This is a genomic window from Megamonas hypermegale (assembly GCF_900187035.1).
Classification (GTDB): Bacteria; Bacillota; Negativicutes; order Selenomonadales; family Selenomonadaceae; genus Megamonas; species Megamonas hypermegale.
In genome coordinates this window covers 437,572-452,621 of the sequence record NZ_LT906446.1, presented here as the reverse complement: position 1 = coordinate 452,621, position 15,050 = coordinate 437,572, and the positions used below count along the sequence as shown (strand labels likewise).

The 15,050-nt window shown below is 39.6% G+C and carries 16 protein-coding genes; 3 read left to right on the top strand and 13 right to left on the bottom strand.

The window, feature by feature from the left end; translation table 11 throughout:
- The first annotated feature begins 1 nt into the window (after position 1).
- Genes CKV65_RS02190 through sufU form a run of 3 tightly spaced genes read left to right on the top strand, consistent with a single transcriptional unit; the run spans position 2 to position 2,719 of the window.
- A complete protein-coding gene (locus CKV65_RS02190; RefSeq protein WP_027889269.1) occupies positions 2–1,075 on the top strand; it encodes a SufB/SufD family protein in 1,074 nt (357 codons plus the stop codon).
- A complete protein-coding gene (locus tag CKV65_RS02185) occupies positions 1,075–2,289 on the top strand; it encodes a cysteine desulfurase (protein ID WP_027889268.1) in 1,215 nt (404 codons plus the stop codon). Before CKV65_RS02190 ends, CKV65_RS02185 begins: the two co-directional genes overlap by 1 nt.
- On the top strand, positions 2,282–2,719 hold the full coding sequence (gene sufU, locus CKV65_RS02180) for a Fe-S cluster assembly sulfur transfer protein SufU (RefSeq protein WP_027889267.1): 438 nt from the start codon (positions 2,282–2,284) through the stop codon (positions 2,717–2,719). Before CKV65_RS02185 ends, sufU begins: the two co-directional genes overlap by 8 nt.
- Before the next feature lie 79 nt (positions 2,720–2,798).
- Here the strand turns inward: sufU and CKV65_RS02175 are convergent, their stop codons facing one another.
- The 13 genes from CKV65_RS02175 to CKV65_RS02115 all read right to left on the bottom strand — a co-directional run bounded on the left by CKV65_RS02175 (position 2,799) and on the right by CKV65_RS02115 (position 14,944).
- Positions 2,799–3,683 (bottom strand): ChaN family lipoprotein, encoded by an 885-nt coding sequence (locus CKV65_RS02175; RefSeq protein WP_027889266.1) that lies wholly within the window; start codon positions 3,681–3,683, stop codon positions 2,799–2,801.
- 65 nt (positions 3,684–3,748) lie between these two features.
- Entirely contained in the window at positions 3,749–5,794 is a 2,046-nt protein-coding gene (locus CKV65_RS02170; RefSeq protein ID WP_027889265.1) for a TonB-dependent receptor plug domain-containing protein, read from the bottom strand.
- A gap of 167 nt (positions 5,795–5,961) precedes the next feature.
- On the bottom strand, positions 5,962–7,395 hold the full coding sequence (gene hutW, locus CKV65_RS02165; protein ID WP_051177546.1) for a heme anaerobic degradation radical SAM methyltransferase ChuW/HutW: 1,434 nt from the start codon (positions 7,393–7,395) through the stop codon (positions 5,962–5,964).
- Positions 7,392–7,940, bottom strand: a complete 549-nt coding sequence (locus CKV65_RS02160) for a flavodoxin family protein (RefSeq protein WP_027889264.1) — start codon at positions 7,938–7,940, stop codon at positions 7,392–7,394. The genes hutW and CKV65_RS02160 overlap by 4 nt, the downstream gene beginning before the upstream one ends.
- A gap of 571 nt (positions 7,941–8,511) precedes the next feature.
- The gene (locus CKV65_RS02155; protein WP_036254236.1) at positions 8,512–9,246 is read right to left on the bottom strand and encodes an ABC transporter permease; all 735 of its coding nucleotides are present in this window, start codon (positions 9,244–9,246) and stop codon (positions 8,512–8,514) included.
- Positions 9,246–9,986 carry an ABC transporter ATP-binding protein gene (locus tag CKV65_RS02150; RefSeq protein ID WP_027889262.1) on the bottom strand — a complete coding sequence of 247 codons (741 nt, stop codon included), beginning with the start codon at positions 9,984–9,986 and terminating at the stop codon, positions 9,246–9,248. Before CKV65_RS02150 ends, CKV65_RS02155 begins: the two co-directional genes overlap by 1 nt.
- Positions 9,986–10,786 (bottom strand): ABC transporter ATP-binding protein, encoded by an 801-nt coding sequence (locus CKV65_RS02145; RefSeq protein ID WP_027889261.1) that lies wholly within the window; start codon positions 10,784–10,786, stop codon positions 9,986–9,988. The genes CKV65_RS02150 and CKV65_RS02145 overlap by 1 nt, the downstream gene beginning before the upstream one ends.
- Complete coding sequence (locus tag CKV65_RS02140; protein ID WP_231922696.1) at positions 10,783–11,742, bottom strand: FecCD family ABC transporter permease; 960 nt, start codon at positions 11,740–11,742, stop codon at positions 10,783–10,785. Before CKV65_RS02140 ends, CKV65_RS02145 begins: the two co-directional genes overlap by 4 nt.
- A 65-nt stretch (positions 11,743–11,807) precedes the next feature.
- A complete protein-coding gene (locus CKV65_RS02135) occupies positions 11,808–12,782 on the bottom strand; it encodes an ABC transporter substrate-binding protein (protein WP_027889259.1) in 975 nt (324 codons plus the stop codon).
- On the bottom strand, positions 12,783–13,022 hold the full coding sequence (locus CKV65_RS02130) for a Com family DNA-binding transcriptional regulator (RefSeq protein WP_036254230.1): 240 nt from the start codon (positions 13,020–13,022) through the stop codon (positions 12,783–12,785).
- 69 nt (positions 13,023–13,091) lie between these two features.
- Positions 13,092–13,901 (bottom strand): energy transducer TonB, encoded by an 810-nt coding sequence (locus CKV65_RS02125; RefSeq protein ID WP_036254226.1) that lies wholly within the window; start codon positions 13,899–13,901, stop codon positions 13,092–13,094.
- 12 nt (positions 13,902–13,913) lie between these two features.
- Positions 13,914–14,318, bottom strand: coding sequence for an ExbD/TolR family protein (locus CKV65_RS02120; protein WP_027889257.1), 405 nt, complete (start codon positions 14,316–14,318; stop codon positions 13,914–13,916).
- A complete protein-coding gene (locus CKV65_RS02115; RefSeq protein ID WP_422730533.1) occupies positions 14,315–14,944 on the bottom strand; it encodes a MotA/TolQ/ExbB proton channel family protein in 630 nt (209 codons plus the stop codon). The genes CKV65_RS02120 and CKV65_RS02115 overlap by 4 nt, the downstream gene beginning before the upstream one ends.
- Positions 14,945–15,050 lie beyond the last annotated feature (106 nt).

Here is a 15,050-nt window from a genome sequence, read left to right as displayed (position 1 = left end):
TATGGAAAATACGATAACTATACAAAATGTAAATAAATTACCTGTTCCTACTTGGCGTTGGCTCAAATTAAATGACAGCACTATTTCTTGTGAGAATATAGGTAATTTTGTAGATATAAAACCGCAGATATTAAATTTATCTGATGAAATACAGCTTGATAATCATTTGCCACTTAATTTTCCGCAAATAAACACGGGTATGGGCGCAAATGCGAATGATTTTGTGAAAGCCCATGCTTTAGCGCAGAAGACTATTATAATACAAGAAAATGCTAAAATTACTGAACCTATCAGTTTTATTTATACATTAAATGACGGTGATACTTTCATCCATGATGATTATATTCATGCGAAGAAAAATTCTGAGGCAACACTTATTTTCGTCTATAATGCACCGTATAAATCGCAAGGTTTTCACGCTAGCAGTTTAAAGATTTTTGCAGAAGAAAATACTAAAATCAATGTAATTCAGTTGCAAACACTCGGCAAAGATTTTACAAATTTTGATGATGTAGGTATTTGCAGTGATGATACAGCGAAAATTTCTATAAAACAAATTGCTTTAGGCAGTGAAAAAAATTGGTTGGGTGTAAATGCCGATTTAATCCAGAATAATACTAAAGTAAAATTAAACCTTGATTATATCTTAAAGCAAAATCAAAACGTTGATATAAATTACGTTGCTAATATTTATGGAAAGAAAAATGATATTGAAATAACAGCTAATGGCATTTTAATGCACAATGCGAAAAAAATAATGCGAGGCACACTTGATTTTAAACAAGGTTGCAAGGGTTCAGTCGGCAATGAAAGTGAAAATGTATTATTGCTAGATGAAGATATTCAAAATAAATCCATTCCGTTAATTCTCTGCAGTGAAGACGATATCGAGGGCAATCACTCTGCTTCTATCGGCGAAATGGATGAAGCACAATTATTTTATTTGCATACGCGCGGTCTTAATGAAGAGCAAATTCGTCAAATGCAAATCAATTCTAAAATTCAATTACTTTGTAATGATTTACCAGATAAATTACATCAATATATTTTAAATTACCAAAAGGAGGCATTTTAATGTTTCGTCAAGATTTTCCGATATTGAACGATATAAATAATCCCGTTGTTTACCTTGATAATGGCGCGACTACACAAAAACCGCAAGCTGTTATAAATGCAGTGCGCGATTATTATATTGCTGAAAATGCCAATCCTTTACGCGGTTTATATTCTTTGAGCGTTAAAGCTACTGAAGCCTACGAGAAAGCTCGCCAAAGTGTAGCAAAATTCATCAATGCTAAAGAAAGTTGTGAAATCATTTTCACACGCAATACTACGGAGTCTTTAAATCTCATAGCATATTCATATGGTATGAATAAAATTCAAGAAAATGATGAAATTGTGATTTCCATTTTAGAACATCACAGCAATATTTTGCCATGGCAAATGGTGGCTAAAGCTAAAAAAGCTACATTAAAATACATGTACACAGATGTAGAAGGCAATATTTCTGATGAAGAAATTCTTTCTAAGATTACTGAAAAGACAAAAATAGTTTCTATAACGCAAGTTTCCAATGTATTAGGCGTAAAAACTCCACTGGAAAAAATAATAAAACGCGCTCATGCTGTCGGCGCTATTGTAGTTGTCGATGGAGCACAAGGCGCACCGCATTTAGCTACTGATGTACAAAAACTTGATTGTGATTTTTACGCTTTTTCTGGTCATAAAATGCTCGCTCCTATGGGTATCGGTGTTTTATACGGCAAAAAAAGCTTACTTGAAGAAATGCCACCATTTTTGCGCGGTGGAGAAATGATTGATATGGTAACTGAACAAGATGCTACATTTGCACCATTGCCAGAAAAATTTGAAGCAGGCACGCCGAACGTATCAGGTGCTATCGGTTTAAAAGCGGCTATCGATTATTTAAACAATGTAGGTTTTGATAAAATTGAAGCACAAGAAAAAGAATTGATTGATTTAGCTTATACAGAACTTGCCAAAATACCATATGTTACTATTTACGGCCCTAAAAACCCAGCTTTGCGCTATGGTGTTTTGAGCTTTAATATTGAAGGCGTTCACCCACATGATGTTTCCTCACTCGTCGATTATCACGGCAATATAGCCCTTCGAGCTGGTCATCATTGCGCGCAACCGCTCTTAAAATTCTTGAAAACTCCTTCAACTAATCGCATCAGTTTTTATTTTTATAATACAAAAGAAGATGTGTATAAATTTATCGAACAGATTAAACAAGTAAGGAAATGGATGGGTTATAATGATTAATTTATACAATGAAATTTTGACACAGCACAATATGCATCCTTCTAATAAGTACGAGTTGAAAGATGCTGATTTTCACCAGCACGGAATAAATCCAACTTGCGGTGATGAAATCACACTTTCGCTGAAATTAGACGGCGATATCATTGAAAATGCTTCCTTTGAAGGAATTGGTTGTGCCGTTTCTCAGGCTTCCACTGATATCATGATTGATTTAATGATAGGCAGTACGATAGATGAAGCAAAAGAACTTTGTCGATTATTTATCGGCATGATTCAAGGTACGATTACAGATGAAAATGAACTCGCTCCACTAGATGAAGCATTGACTTTTAAAAATATCTCTAAGATGCCAGCTCGTGTCAAATGTGCTACTTTAAGCTGGCATACAATGGAAACACTATTGAATACAGCTACTTCTCAAGTTAAATAACAAAAGGTATCTATCTGAATTAATGGATAGATACCTTTTTGTTTATAAGAAATTTTTAATTGTAGATGAGTTTAATATTTTATTTGCGAACAAAAGTCAACAGTATTGTATCTTTTCCATAGTTATTTTTAACTTGTTCATAATCTTTAGCTTCTACAGGTGTTATGACTATGGTTTTCAATGCTGGATGTAATTTATTTGCTTTTTCTACAACACCTAAATGTTCATCACCATGGAAAGCACCTTGCACATGAAGAACTTTTGTATTCTCATGTGCTTTTGAAAATTCGACTATACTTTCCGCCATGGTATCATCTTTTAAGCATTGTGCTTTATAAAATAATTCAATTCGCTCAGGTGTCATCTTCATCGGTTTACCAGCTTGTTCTTGCAACATATACTGTTTAAATTTGTTGTAATATGCCTCGTATTCAACGAGATGTTTTTGCGGTAAATACTTCTTATCTTCATCATTTATCAAAGAAAAATCTCCTGTTTTGGCATATTGTGCTGCCATTCGGCGTGGAATGTTTGAAGCTAATACAGAAATACCATTTTCTTTAGCAAATTCAACGAGTGGCTTATAATCTGTCAAATAATTATCCCACGGCCTACTAGAATTTAAAAATTCTTCTAGTGAAAATGCACCGTTTAAATAATCGTTAACAGTAGGCTGAACATCGCGTTCAAACATTTCCATGGATAATATCATTTTAGGATTTTGTCTATAAAACTCTGTAAAAAATTCTAATTCCGCCTGATGAATTGAACTTTGGTCATGATATTCATCGAAAAATACCACATCATAATCACCGGCTATCTTTACAGCCTGCGCCGAAGAAATTTCATTATCATCATAATAATATTTTACTTCAGCCGGTTTTTCCTGCGCAAAGCTTACAGCGCCTAGACAACCGGTCAGCAGTAGACTGCCGCAGACGAGCATTCGCATAAATTTCTTCAAATAATTCTCTCCTTATTAATAAAGCGACAAGCCGTTTTGCCTGCCGCTTTATTTTTTATTTTAAATCAGAATGTCCATTCCGCACCAAGACGCCATACCATGCCGTCTACAGTAATTGCATTAACTTTTTTGTCAAAAATGTTATCTACGCCGGCATAAACTCTGCAGCCTTCACCAAATTTTTTATTAACAGCAAGATTTAATGTGTTATATGTGTAATTTTCATCACTATATAGATAATCGTTTACCCACTGATTCCAAAGAACGGCACTATATCCATACGGGTCATTATCATCATAATTCAATTGTAATGTAGTGATATTTTTAGCACGCTGTGTCAATCGTGCACCTGTTTTTTCATTTTTAGCATCCAGCCAGTTGCTTGTTGCTTTTATGCTCCAATTATCATTGAATTTATGACCTAATTCCAATTCAACGCCATCGATTTTCGCTTTATCGATATTTTCATACTGTGATTTGTAGATACCAGCTGCTTCTTCTTCCGGTGTTTGATATTCAACGGCTGTTATCAAATTGGTTACATCATTATTAAAATATGTTACTTTACCCCAACTATTATTATTTTTACCAAATTCAAATTCATAACCGATATCCCATGAATTGGATTCTTCTGGCTGTAAATCTGGATTTCCGTACACATCAACCGTAGCTACACCCATAGCACGGTGCATATTCATATATAATTCACTGATTGTAGGAGCTTTAAAACCTTTACCCCAGTTAGCTTTAATACGACTGTTATCATCAACAAAATAGGTAATACCAATTTTCGGAGTTACTTCACCACCGAAAGAACTATGATGGTCATAACGTACTGCCGGTATAATCAGCCATTTTTCATTCGGCATCCATTCATCCTGAATATATCCTGCATACGTATCAATATCTTTTTCTGAATAATTTTTATTAACATTTATTCCATTACCTGTTTGCGTTACACTGTGTATATTATCTCCGCCATCTCCCATGCGAGTGCCTTCTACACTGTTTGTGATGTATTCGCCACCGTAGGTAAGCATATGCTTATCACTTATCTGCTGTGTATTTTTACCTTCAATACCCCACATAGTATAGGTTGATTTATCCCAATCATATTTTGGATAAATTTTTCCTAAAATATTTTCCATCATTCCGGGAAAACTTGCACGATTATTATATAAATTATTTTCTTTATCCAATCTGCTATAGAACGTTCTAATCATGTAGTCGCCGCTATCTGTTTTGCCGCTGTATCCTAAGCTGTAATCATAACGGGTAAAATCATACCATTCTTTTTTATCTTTATTGGAATACATTGTACCAGATAAAATGGAATCGCCATAATCAGCTTTAGTATGTTCATTATAATAGCCGAGGGTTAAATCAAGTTGTTTGCTATCGCCTAAATCATACGTTCCGCTGAAATTAAAATTCTGTACTGGACCATAGTAGTTACTATTTTCTGCTCCGTCAGCTACATTTTTACGTATATCAGTAAAGCGTGCATCAAAGGTTGAACTGAACTTTCCTTGTTTACCAAAATCAAAATGGTAATAATTATTTATAGAATCCGTTCCCGTCGAAGCTCCTACTGTAAATGAAGGCTTTTCCGATTTTTTCGTAATAATATTGATTACACCGCCCATAGCATCCGAACCGTACATAACAGAAGCAGGACCGCGTACAATTTCAATACGTTCAATATTAGCTAAATTCAAACGATCTAAAGCATATACATTCGTAGTTACACTTGTATCTTCACCTGCCTGACGTTTTCCATCAATTAATATTAATGTATGGTTGGTGCTCATACCGCGTATCATTGTACTGTGTCCGGTCATACCAGCTTTAGATAAATCTACATTTGAAGCAAGACGCAAAGCGGAATAAACATCCGTTGCTCCGAGTTTTTCAATATCTTCTTGCGTAATTACCTCCACCGTTTGCGGCACAGCCTTTACTTCTTCCTGCGTGCGCGTAGCCGTTACGACTACATCCGGTGTTTTTACCGTATCTGCATTAGTGCTGCTTTCAGCGGCATATGTAGGTGCAGATAAGCTCAATAAAATAGATAAAGTTAACAGTGCAGATTTTTTCTTTGCAATACTCATCATAAATCTCCTTATATTTAATAATAGTCATTCTCATTAAAAACGAGTAAAGCTTTCCTTACAATCCAATAATAATAGCAATTTTAATTTATAAACCGATGGAGATTTTGACTAAAAAAATAAAACTGCCGCCAAAATCTCCTAATCGGAATTTATTTCAAGCATGATTAATTTTCGATTTTCTTTTTAAATGTATTCATGGTTTTTTCGGTCAGCCATTCATTAATCGATGTCTTCGCATTTAAAAATTTCTTTGTTATTTCAATTAAACTCTGCGTAATGTTCTTTTGCCAGTACTGCCCGGCAATGGTCATCCTGTACATATGGCCTTTTTTCGTGAATAAACCGTGCTCCGTCCAGATATCGAGCACCGTTTCCAGCTGCATTAGCTCTTTATTGTATTTTTTCGCCAATTTGGTGAGATTTACGCCGCAGCTTTCCGTCTGGTCCTGAATATCCTTGTACAGACTGGCAAGCTCCGGCGCCCTGAGCATGAACATTATCGGCACTTTGCCTTTATCAATGCTGTCCATGTACTTTTTCAAATCGCGCTGCATGTATACGGAAATATCACCGACAAAACCGCCTGCGCCGGAACCGAACGGGATTACGTCGGCATCCGTTTTGGCAAGCGTGTTGTACAGACTGCGCTCGCGGTTGGACTTTGCCCAGTGGCAGACGCTGAGCCGCTTGTAATTCGCTTCTTCCAGAAATTCCGCAGCCGTTTTTAAATATTCTGCCTGCTCTGCGCTCGTTGCCACCGGCGGCAGTTTGCCCGTATCAAGCGATTTTTTCAGCAGGCTCTTTTCAAACACATTGAGCTGGTATAAATCCATGCCGTCAATCGGCAAATCATCAATAATTTTCAAATCATCCACGAATTTTTCCACCGTCTGATACGGCAGCCCATAGATTAAATCGACGATAATAACGGCCTGATTATAGCTTGCCGCCCTTTGCAAATTCTCAATAACGACTTCTTTCGGGTCGACTCTGCCTAAGCATTGGCGGATTTGCGTATCAAACGACTGCACGCCGACGGAAATACGGTTTACACCGCGGGCAAACCATGTTTGCAGTTTTTCATCGACTAAATCATGCACGCGCGCTTCCATCGTAATTTCACAGTCATTGGCAAGCGGCAGGCATTCATTCACGGCTTTTAAAAGTCTATCCGCGTTATACGGCGACAAAGTGCTCGGCGTTCCGCCGCCGAAAAATACGCTGTGGATTAAACTTTCCTGTACATAACGGTATTCTTTTGCCATTTCCAGCTGTTTTATGAGTCTGTCTACATACATCGTTTCTCTATCTTCATTGGAAAAGTTCTGAAAAAATCCGCAGTATATGCAAAGTTTTTCACAAAACGGAATATGAATATACGCCGCCTTTTTATGCTGCACCGAGCCTTGTGCATTCATCTGGTTTTGCCATGTCTTCTGATGCAGCGGCGGAAGTATCATACTGCCGCCGGCACTCGGGTGGTCGGGACGTCTTTTTTCAAAAGCTTCATTCAAGGGATTAGCGGATTTTACGCCCAAAAGCTCCCTGTATTTATCCGGCGGCAGTTCATTTAAAATATCCTGTACTGTTTTGCTCATTCATTTCTCCCATTTTTATTTAATTCCATTGCAGCCTTAATCTGTGCAAATACGGCTTTCGCATTGGCTAAATCCTGTGCATCGGGATGAGTGCTGGCTCTGCGGTGGCGTTCCAGACGTTTTTCATCTACGGCATGAAAATTTTCTTTTGATACCTTCGTGCCGAACATTTTGCGCATGACTTCCAACAGCTTCGGGTCAATTTTGCCTTGACAGATGAATTTGCCCATAAGCTCATTGGAACTATCCAGCATATCTATACCGTTTTGCAGACTTTTTTGCGCATGTTCCGTTTCCGGTTCCGCACCTAGCGTGGCAAAAACGGCAACCTTGCTGTTTTTAATCGACTTCAAATATGCAGAGGCTTTTTTGTCAGCCGTACCTTTATCCACCCAGTAACCGACAACAACTAAATCATAATCGCTATAATCGGGATTATCCTCCACGGGGAAAATATCACACTCCGGCGCTAAAACCTCCGCAATAGCCTCTCCCACCATTTTCGTATTGCCGGTCAAGCTGGAATAAACAACTAAAGATTTCATATGTTATCTCCTTTTTAAGATATATTTCTTATTTATATTATAACGCAATATTTCATTATTGGTTTGGTGCAATATAATTGCACCAGGTACTTTTTCTTTGTTGCCCAAAGAAAAAGTACCCAAAAAGAAATGCCTTAATTCGTGCACTGCTAAGAGATTTTCACTTTAAGAAAATAGTTTTTTATTTCTAACGTTCAAAAACTCGCTTACGCTCAAACATTTGAACTAAAAACAGAACTAAAAAACTATTTTCTTAATAGCTAAAGCTACCGTGAAAATCTCCAACGCAGACAAAAATTCAGCATGATTAGCGAATTAAAGTATCAACAGCTCAAATTGGTTTTCATCTGGAATTAGAAGACACGAGCCAAATTCCAAACGTTTCGAACTGTTGTTCCGCCTATTTTTAGAGAAAGACCGCGAAGGCTTGCCCAGTGCAGCGATAGCAAAACGTTAAAAAGGTTTTTTTTTACATGCTCTTATTACTTTAGTAATTAGAGCATGTTATACCTTTAGGTGATTTTTGGTTCATTTTTCTTTTGACCTTTCAAAAGAAAAATGAACATATATCTTACTCATGGTAATTTTTTAACTTATATGTTCCCCAAATAAATAAAGTTGCCGTGATAATGGTCAATATCACTATATCAATTAAAATATCTGTGCTGAAACTTTCGCTTCTAAGCAGATTATTCGCCAATGTAAGCGGCAGTACACTTACTATCGTTTGTAACAACGGCGGCAAGTTATTAAGCGGAAAAAATGTTCCGCAGAAAAAAGTCATTGGCATTATGATGAAATTCATTACGGAAGACAGTGCATCGGGATTTTTTATCCATAAACCGATAGCTATACCGAGCAGGCCGAAGCAAACGGCAGAAAGCAGTATGCCGATTATTCCCGCCAAGCTCAGCATTGGTACGTCAAAAAACAGCATGGCAATCATATAAATTATGCCTCCGGCAATAAAACCGCGCGTTACTCCGGCAAGCACAATGCCAATTATTATCTGTACTGCCGAAACAGGGCTCAACAGCAAAGTTTGAAACGTTTTAAAATAAAATCTGCCGACACTGACGGACAGAGCCGTTTGCTGAAAAGCATTCATCATTACCGTAATCGAAAGCATTCCTTTCGCCAGAAAAGGCAGATAACCGCCGTCAATCTGCATTACCGAGCCGATACCCAGCCCGAAGGCAAATAAATATATGAGCGGAAACATGACTGTTGAAAAAATATAGCCGAGCTTTCCCATTTTCTTTTGCAACAGCAGAAGTTCCCTGCTGTATACAGCCAGCCAGTCCATCAAAATGCCTCCCTGCCGATAAAGCGCAGAAAAACTTTTTCCAAAGTTAAATCCTCACTATTGTCTTTTGCCATAATATGCTTTAAATTCACGGCAGTATCCACCGCCATGAGTTTTCCCTCTTTTAATATGGCTATCCGGTCGCAAAGTCTTTCTGCTTCTTCCATGTAATGTGTCGTGATTATTATACCTATTCCCTGACAGCGCAATTTTTCTATTTCCCGCCAGATATCCAGACGCACATCCGGGTCAAGCCCTACACTCGGTTCATCCAGTAAAAGCAGTTTCGGTTCAGCAAGCAGCGCGCGTGCAATCATTGCTTTACGCGCCATACCGCCGGATAATCTGTCAATGCGGCGATTTTGCCACTTTCGCATACCAAATCGCTCAATCATTTTTTCCACAGCGAATTTTGCCTCTTTTACTTTATACAGCTTGGCATATGATAATAACGCCTCTTTCACGGTGAATTCCCGTTCCATATTATTGTCCTGCATGACAAAACCGATTAAGTTTTTTACTTTCTGCCGATACTGCACCGCATCCGTGCCCAAAATCCGAACTTTGCCGGAAGATGGCAGCATAAGACCGGAAATTATCTGCATGAGCGTTGTTTTTCCGGCGCCGTTCGGCCCTAAAAGACCTAAAATCTCACCTTCGTTCACAGCAAAAGAGATATTCTTCAAAATATCCTTCTGCTGAATTTTTTTACTGACTTCATTCAGGCTCAAAATCTGCATTATTGCTTCTCTCCCTGTCTTATGTCATACGGGAAGCAGACCGGATAGTCTTTGCCGCCTTGTCTTAAAGTCATCACGCTCGTCTTTACATCGTATAAATCGCACAGAATTTTTTCCGTAAATACCTCTGCTACATTGCCATCAGCAAAAATCCTGCCTTTTTTCACCGCTACAAGACGATTACTGAAACGCGCAGCATGGTTTAAATCGTGCAAGACCATAATCACAGTGATTTTTTTCGTTCGGTGCAATTTATAAACTAAATTCATCAAATCAAGTTGATGTTTTATATCTAAATAAGTTGTAGGTTCATCTAATAATAAAATTTCTGGATTTTGCGCAATCGCCATAGCTAGCCAAGCGCGTTGGCGTTCTCCGCCAGATAATGTATCGAGTCTACGGTAGCGCATATCAGAAGTATTAGTTTCAGATAGCGCTTCTTCTATCTTCGTTTTATCTTCATCGCTCGGTGTAGCAAATATTCCCTGATGGGGCATTCTGCCATAACAGACTAAATCGTATACAGTCATGTCTGGCGGTGCTATGGAAGATTGTGGCAATATAGACATCTTGCGAGCTATCTCATTTGAATTCATCGTTTGGATATCTTTGCCTTCTAATAAAACAGTACCGCGCGTTGGCTTTAGTAATCTGCCTAATGATTTCAAAAAAGTCGATTTACCCGAACCGTTCGGACCTATTATGGAAATGATTTCCGATTTATCCACATTGAAATCAAGCTCATCCGCTATAATGCGCGAACCGTACTGAAGTGTTAATTTATCTGCCTGTAATATCATCTTTTCTGCATTCCCCTTTTCAGTAAATAAAGGAAAAACGGCGCACCGATAAAGGACATGAATACACCGACGGGTACTTCAATCGGTTCAAATGCCGTTCTCGCCACCGTATCGGCAATTATGAGCAGAATACCGCCGAAAACCGCCGAACTCGGCAATAGATAATTAAAATCCGAACCGACTACAAGACGCATCATATGCGGCACGATAAGCCCTACGAATGTGAGCATGCCCGCCACACTGACCGCCGAAGCGGCCAAAAGAGCCGCCAGCGTTACCAGCAGAAAACGTGCCGTTTCCACGCGCGTTCCCAGAGATTTTGCCACATCATCTCCCAGTTGCAGAGCGTTCAGATAGCGGCAGCCGACCGTTGTCCCCAAAAGCCCAATGACCGTATACGGTAAAATCATGGTAACGTGCTTCCACGAAGCACCTGAAAATCCGCCCGCCATCCAGTTCACCGTGCCCTGAATTTTATCGGAGAAAAACACCATAAGACATGTCATGCCTCCGGCAAAAAATGCCGATACGGCAACGCCTGCCAGAATAAGCTTGAGCGGCTGAATACCGTTTTCCCATGCCAGCACGAATAAAATCATTGTCGCCGCCATCGCCCCGATAAATGCTACAATCGGCACAATCGCCGTATACTGCGGAAAAATAATCATGACAATCATTGCGGCAAGTCCCGCCCCTGCCGATACGCCGATTATGCCCGGGTCCGCCAGCGGATTTTTCAGCACGCCCTGCAAAATACATCCTGCAATCGCCAGATTGATACCGGCAAACATGCACGTCAAAACACGCGGTATGCGGATATGATACAGAATGCGGTAACTTTCCGTATTCTGCGGATTTACGAAAACATTATACAAATCGGCAAAACCGGTATTTGCCGTTCCGCACACCATCGCTGTAAACAAACTCACAATAAGCACTGCAATTCCCGAAAACATTACTATACTGCGTTTTCGGGAGCGAGGGTCTCCCATTTTAAGCCTCCTTATTATTAAATTATTAATTATTCTTTTTCATACATATCGTCTGCCAGAATATTCAAAGCCTCGGCAATTCTCGTTCCCGGATTTACGGCAAAAAGCTGATACGGGAGCACATAAACCCTGCCGTTTTTCACTGCCGCCACATCCTGCCATAACGGATTTTCGCCCAGCGTATTATCCAGCTCCGTTTTAACCGCACCAGGGTCGCCGTGCGTTACGATAAAGATAACTTCCGGATTTTGCGTAGCGATATACTCCATGCTGAGCGGAACGAAACCGCTGTTGTCCTTTGCCGCCGAGTTTATATTATCCGCAATGTTATTGCCGCCCAGTCTGTAAATCAGATTACCGGCAAATGATTTGCTCGTCGCCATGCTGAAACTGTCCAGCGTGCCCCAAATCATCAGCGATTTCGGCGGATTTTTCCCTTCGGTTTTAGCAATCGCCTGCTCGTATCCCGCTTTCACTTCGTCTATCTTCGCCTGTGCCGTCTCTTCTTTTCCCGTAAGTTCACCGTAAAATTTCAGCGTATCGAGAACGTCTTCATACGTATCGAGCGATTTTATCAGCACGGGAATATTCGCCTTCTCCAAAGTCGGTATCAACTGCTGATGAAACGGCACATTGATACCGATTACCAAATCCGGCTGCAAATTCAATATCGTTTCCACGCTCGGATTATGAATTACTCCCACTTCCGACACATTTTCCGTGCCTTTTTTCACTTCATCCGCCAAAGCCTCGGAAGTCGGCTTGCCGACTATGGTATCCTTCCCGCCGGCATAATAATATAAATCAAGATGTGAAGCATTGAGCAGTACCACTCTTTTCGGATGAGCCGGAATTTCCACTTTTCTGTCGGTACTGTCCGTTACCGTTCTCATCTCGTTTTCCTGCATTTTTGCGCCCTCGTCCTGACGGAATGCCAGCACCGCTCCGCCGACGGCAAGCAGGCATATTACTATAAAAATCAATTTTCTCAGCGTGCTGTTCATTTATTCACCTCTAAAATCATCTTTTATGCAGATATCATTAATCCGTCTGCCCACTTTCTGGATTTTATTGCATTTTGGGCATTTAATTTCCACATACTGAACCTTTCCCAGAAAAAGCAGCCGGTTGCACACTTTACATCTGACTTCCGGCAGTTTTTTTATTTCTTTTCGGGTAAGCTCCGTATCCTCATCAGCAAAATCCGTGCCGTTCATTTCCGTTTTAAAAACAATATTCTGCATTATCAACATCTCTTTTCTTCTATATTTTCCATTACGTTGAATTTCCTGTTTATAAACATCTTATAAACATCAATTTAAATAAAAATGTACAGGTACATCCATATTAATGCTGTCGTTCAAACCGTGCGGAAACGGACAGGAAGCATATACAGCATTGAGTGCGGCTTTATCGAGATTGCCGCCGGCACTCGATACGACGCTGGCGCTCACGAGATTTCCGTCCGCATCAAGTGTTACATTAACTGTAACCACGCCCTGCTGACCGAGACGCACCGCCGCATACGGATACGATTTATTGGACTCCACCGCCTGAGCAAACCTGCTGGCAACGGAATATCTGTCCTCTGTCGCACTGCCGCTGCCCGTGCCTTCGCCGCCGTCCGTGCTGCCGCCTTCACTATAACCTTCACTGCCGCCCGTACCTTCTCCCGCATTTTCACCTGCTTCGCCGTCTCCGCCGTTTTCCGATAAAACATCTCCCGTACCGCTGCCGCCGCTGTTTGGCAAAATGCCGTCCGGTGATGATAATTGACCGGAACTGTTTATCGGTTCACTGTTTTGATTTGAAGGTGCTTTATCGTCCGCACTTTCCGGCGAAATATCTTTTTGCGGCTTTGCCGTATTTTCTTTTACCGTATTGTTTTCCGAACCAGACTGAGGCTGAAGCATTTCCTTTAACGAACTGAGCGGCGAAGCACTTTCCTGCGCTTTGGCGATTTCTTCCGGCGTATCGGCAAGGTTTACGGTAATGAGTTGTTCCTCCGGCCGCTGAATTTCCTGATGAAATCCCGCCACCATGCTCCCTACGGTTACTATAACGACGATATGAAAAGCAAACGATAGTGAAAATGCTTTTTTCCAAATATGCTTTCTCTTCATCACTAAAAATCCTTATTTCTTTTCTTCTGTAGCAATTGCCAATTTAGTGACACCAGCTTTTTTTACTTCATCCATAACCGCAATGACTTTGCCATGCTCTACATTTTCATCAGCTCGTAAAATGACTGGCGTTTCTGATTTATCGGCTAATTGTTCTACGCGAGATTGCACTTCTTCGATTTCCACTACTGTATCGCCAATGCTAATCGTTCCATCTGTTGTTATAGTTATCGCTATAGGTTTAGGCACTTCTTGTTGATTTTGTGATGCTACGGGTAAATTTACAGGCATGGATTTTTGATATACCATTTGCAATGTACTGAATAAGAAAAATACCATTAAGAAGAAAATGATATCTATCATGGGAATTATCATTAAACGCGGTTGGCGAGCCACGCGATTACTTCTTATATTCATTCATCTTTACCTCTTGATTTATTGATTAAAAGCGTACAAACATTTTCCACATCAGTTAAAATCCCATCTAAACGGTTACTAAAATAGCTGTGCACAACTAAAGCTAATACTGCTACACATAAGCCTGTTGCCGTAGCAATTAGTGCTTCACCTACACCTCCAGTTATAAGTGCTGGATTATCGCCTGAAACATCTAATACTTTAAATGAACCAATCATGCCGATAACTGTGCCTAAAAGACCGAGTAACGGTGCCATGGTAACAATCGTATCCAAATAATTTAAATTGCGCTTTAATCCATTAGCTCGCACAGAGATAATCTCTTCAAAACTTTCCTTCATGGATATTGGACAGCTGCGATATCTTAAGCCATTCATCAACACATCACTGATAAAACAACGGCGAGTTGAGCAGAAATTCTCTATATCTTGCCATTTTTTTTCTTTAGCTAGTGCTAAGACTTTTTGCGATACTGTCATATTTGCAGTGCAAGTGCGGCGATAATACATAAAACGCTCTACGCCAATAGCCACGACTATGATAGAACAAGCTAGTAACGGATACATTACCCAACCGCCATGATGAAATATTTCTAATGCACTAAGTACAAAATCCAATATAGACACTCCTTTTATATAAAATAATAATTATTATCATTAATCTTAGAACAAAAAACTCCATAGAAATGCTATTAAAATCTATACCTAAATATATTTATAATAGATATAATTT

Coding starts and splice junctions, on each gene's coding strand:
- CKV65_RS02190 (WP_027889269.1), top strand. CDS start 2: ATGGAAAATACGATAACTATACAAAATGTAAATAAATTACCTGTTCCT.
- CKV65_RS02185 (WP_027889268.1), top strand. CDS start 1,075: ATGTTTCGTCAAGATTTTCCGATATTGAACGATATAAATAATCCCGTT.
- sufU (WP_027889267.1), top strand. CDS start 2,282: ATGATTAATTTATACAATGAAATTTTGACACAGCACAATATGCATCCT.
- CKV65_RS02170 (WP_027889265.1), bottom strand. CDS start 5,794: ATGAGTATTGCAAAGAAAAAATCTGCACTGTTAACTTTATCTATTTTA.
- hutW (WP_051177546.1), bottom strand. CDS start 7,395: ATGAGCAAAACAGTACAGGATATTTTAAATGAACTGCCGCCGGATAAA.
- CKV65_RS02160 (WP_027889264.1), bottom strand. CDS start 7,940: ATGAAATCTTTAGTTGTTTATTCCAGCTTGACCGGCAATACGAAAATG.
- CKV65_RS02155 (WP_036254236.1), bottom strand. CDS start 9,246: ATGGACTGGCTGGCTGTATACAGCAGGGAACTTCTGCTGTTGCAAAAG.
- CKV65_RS02150 (WP_027889262.1), bottom strand. CDS start 9,986: ATGCAGATTTTGAGCCTGAATGAAGTCAGTAAAAAAATTCAGCAGAAG.
- CKV65_RS02145 (WP_027889261.1), bottom strand. CDS start 10,786: ATGATATTACAGGCAGATAAATTAACACTTCAGTACGGTTCGCGCATT.
- CKV65_RS02140 (WP_231922696.1), bottom strand. CDS start 11,742: ATGTTTTCGGGAATTGCAGTGCTTATTGTGAGTTTGTTTACAGCGATG.
- CKV65_RS02135 (WP_027889259.1), bottom strand. CDS start 12,782: ATGAACAGCACGCTGAGAAAATTGATTTTTATAGTAATATGCCTGCTT.
- CKV65_RS02130 (WP_036254230.1), bottom strand. CDS start 13,022: ATGCAGAATATTGTTTTTAAAACGGAAATGAACGGCACGGATTTTGCT.
- CKV65_RS02125 (WP_036254226.1), bottom strand. CDS start 13,901: ATGAAGAGAAAGCATATTTGGAAAAAAGCATTTTCACTATCGTTTGCT.
- CKV65_RS02120 (WP_027889257.1), bottom strand. CDS start 14,318: ATGAATATAAGAAGTAATCGCGTGGCTCGCCAACCGCGTTTAATGATA.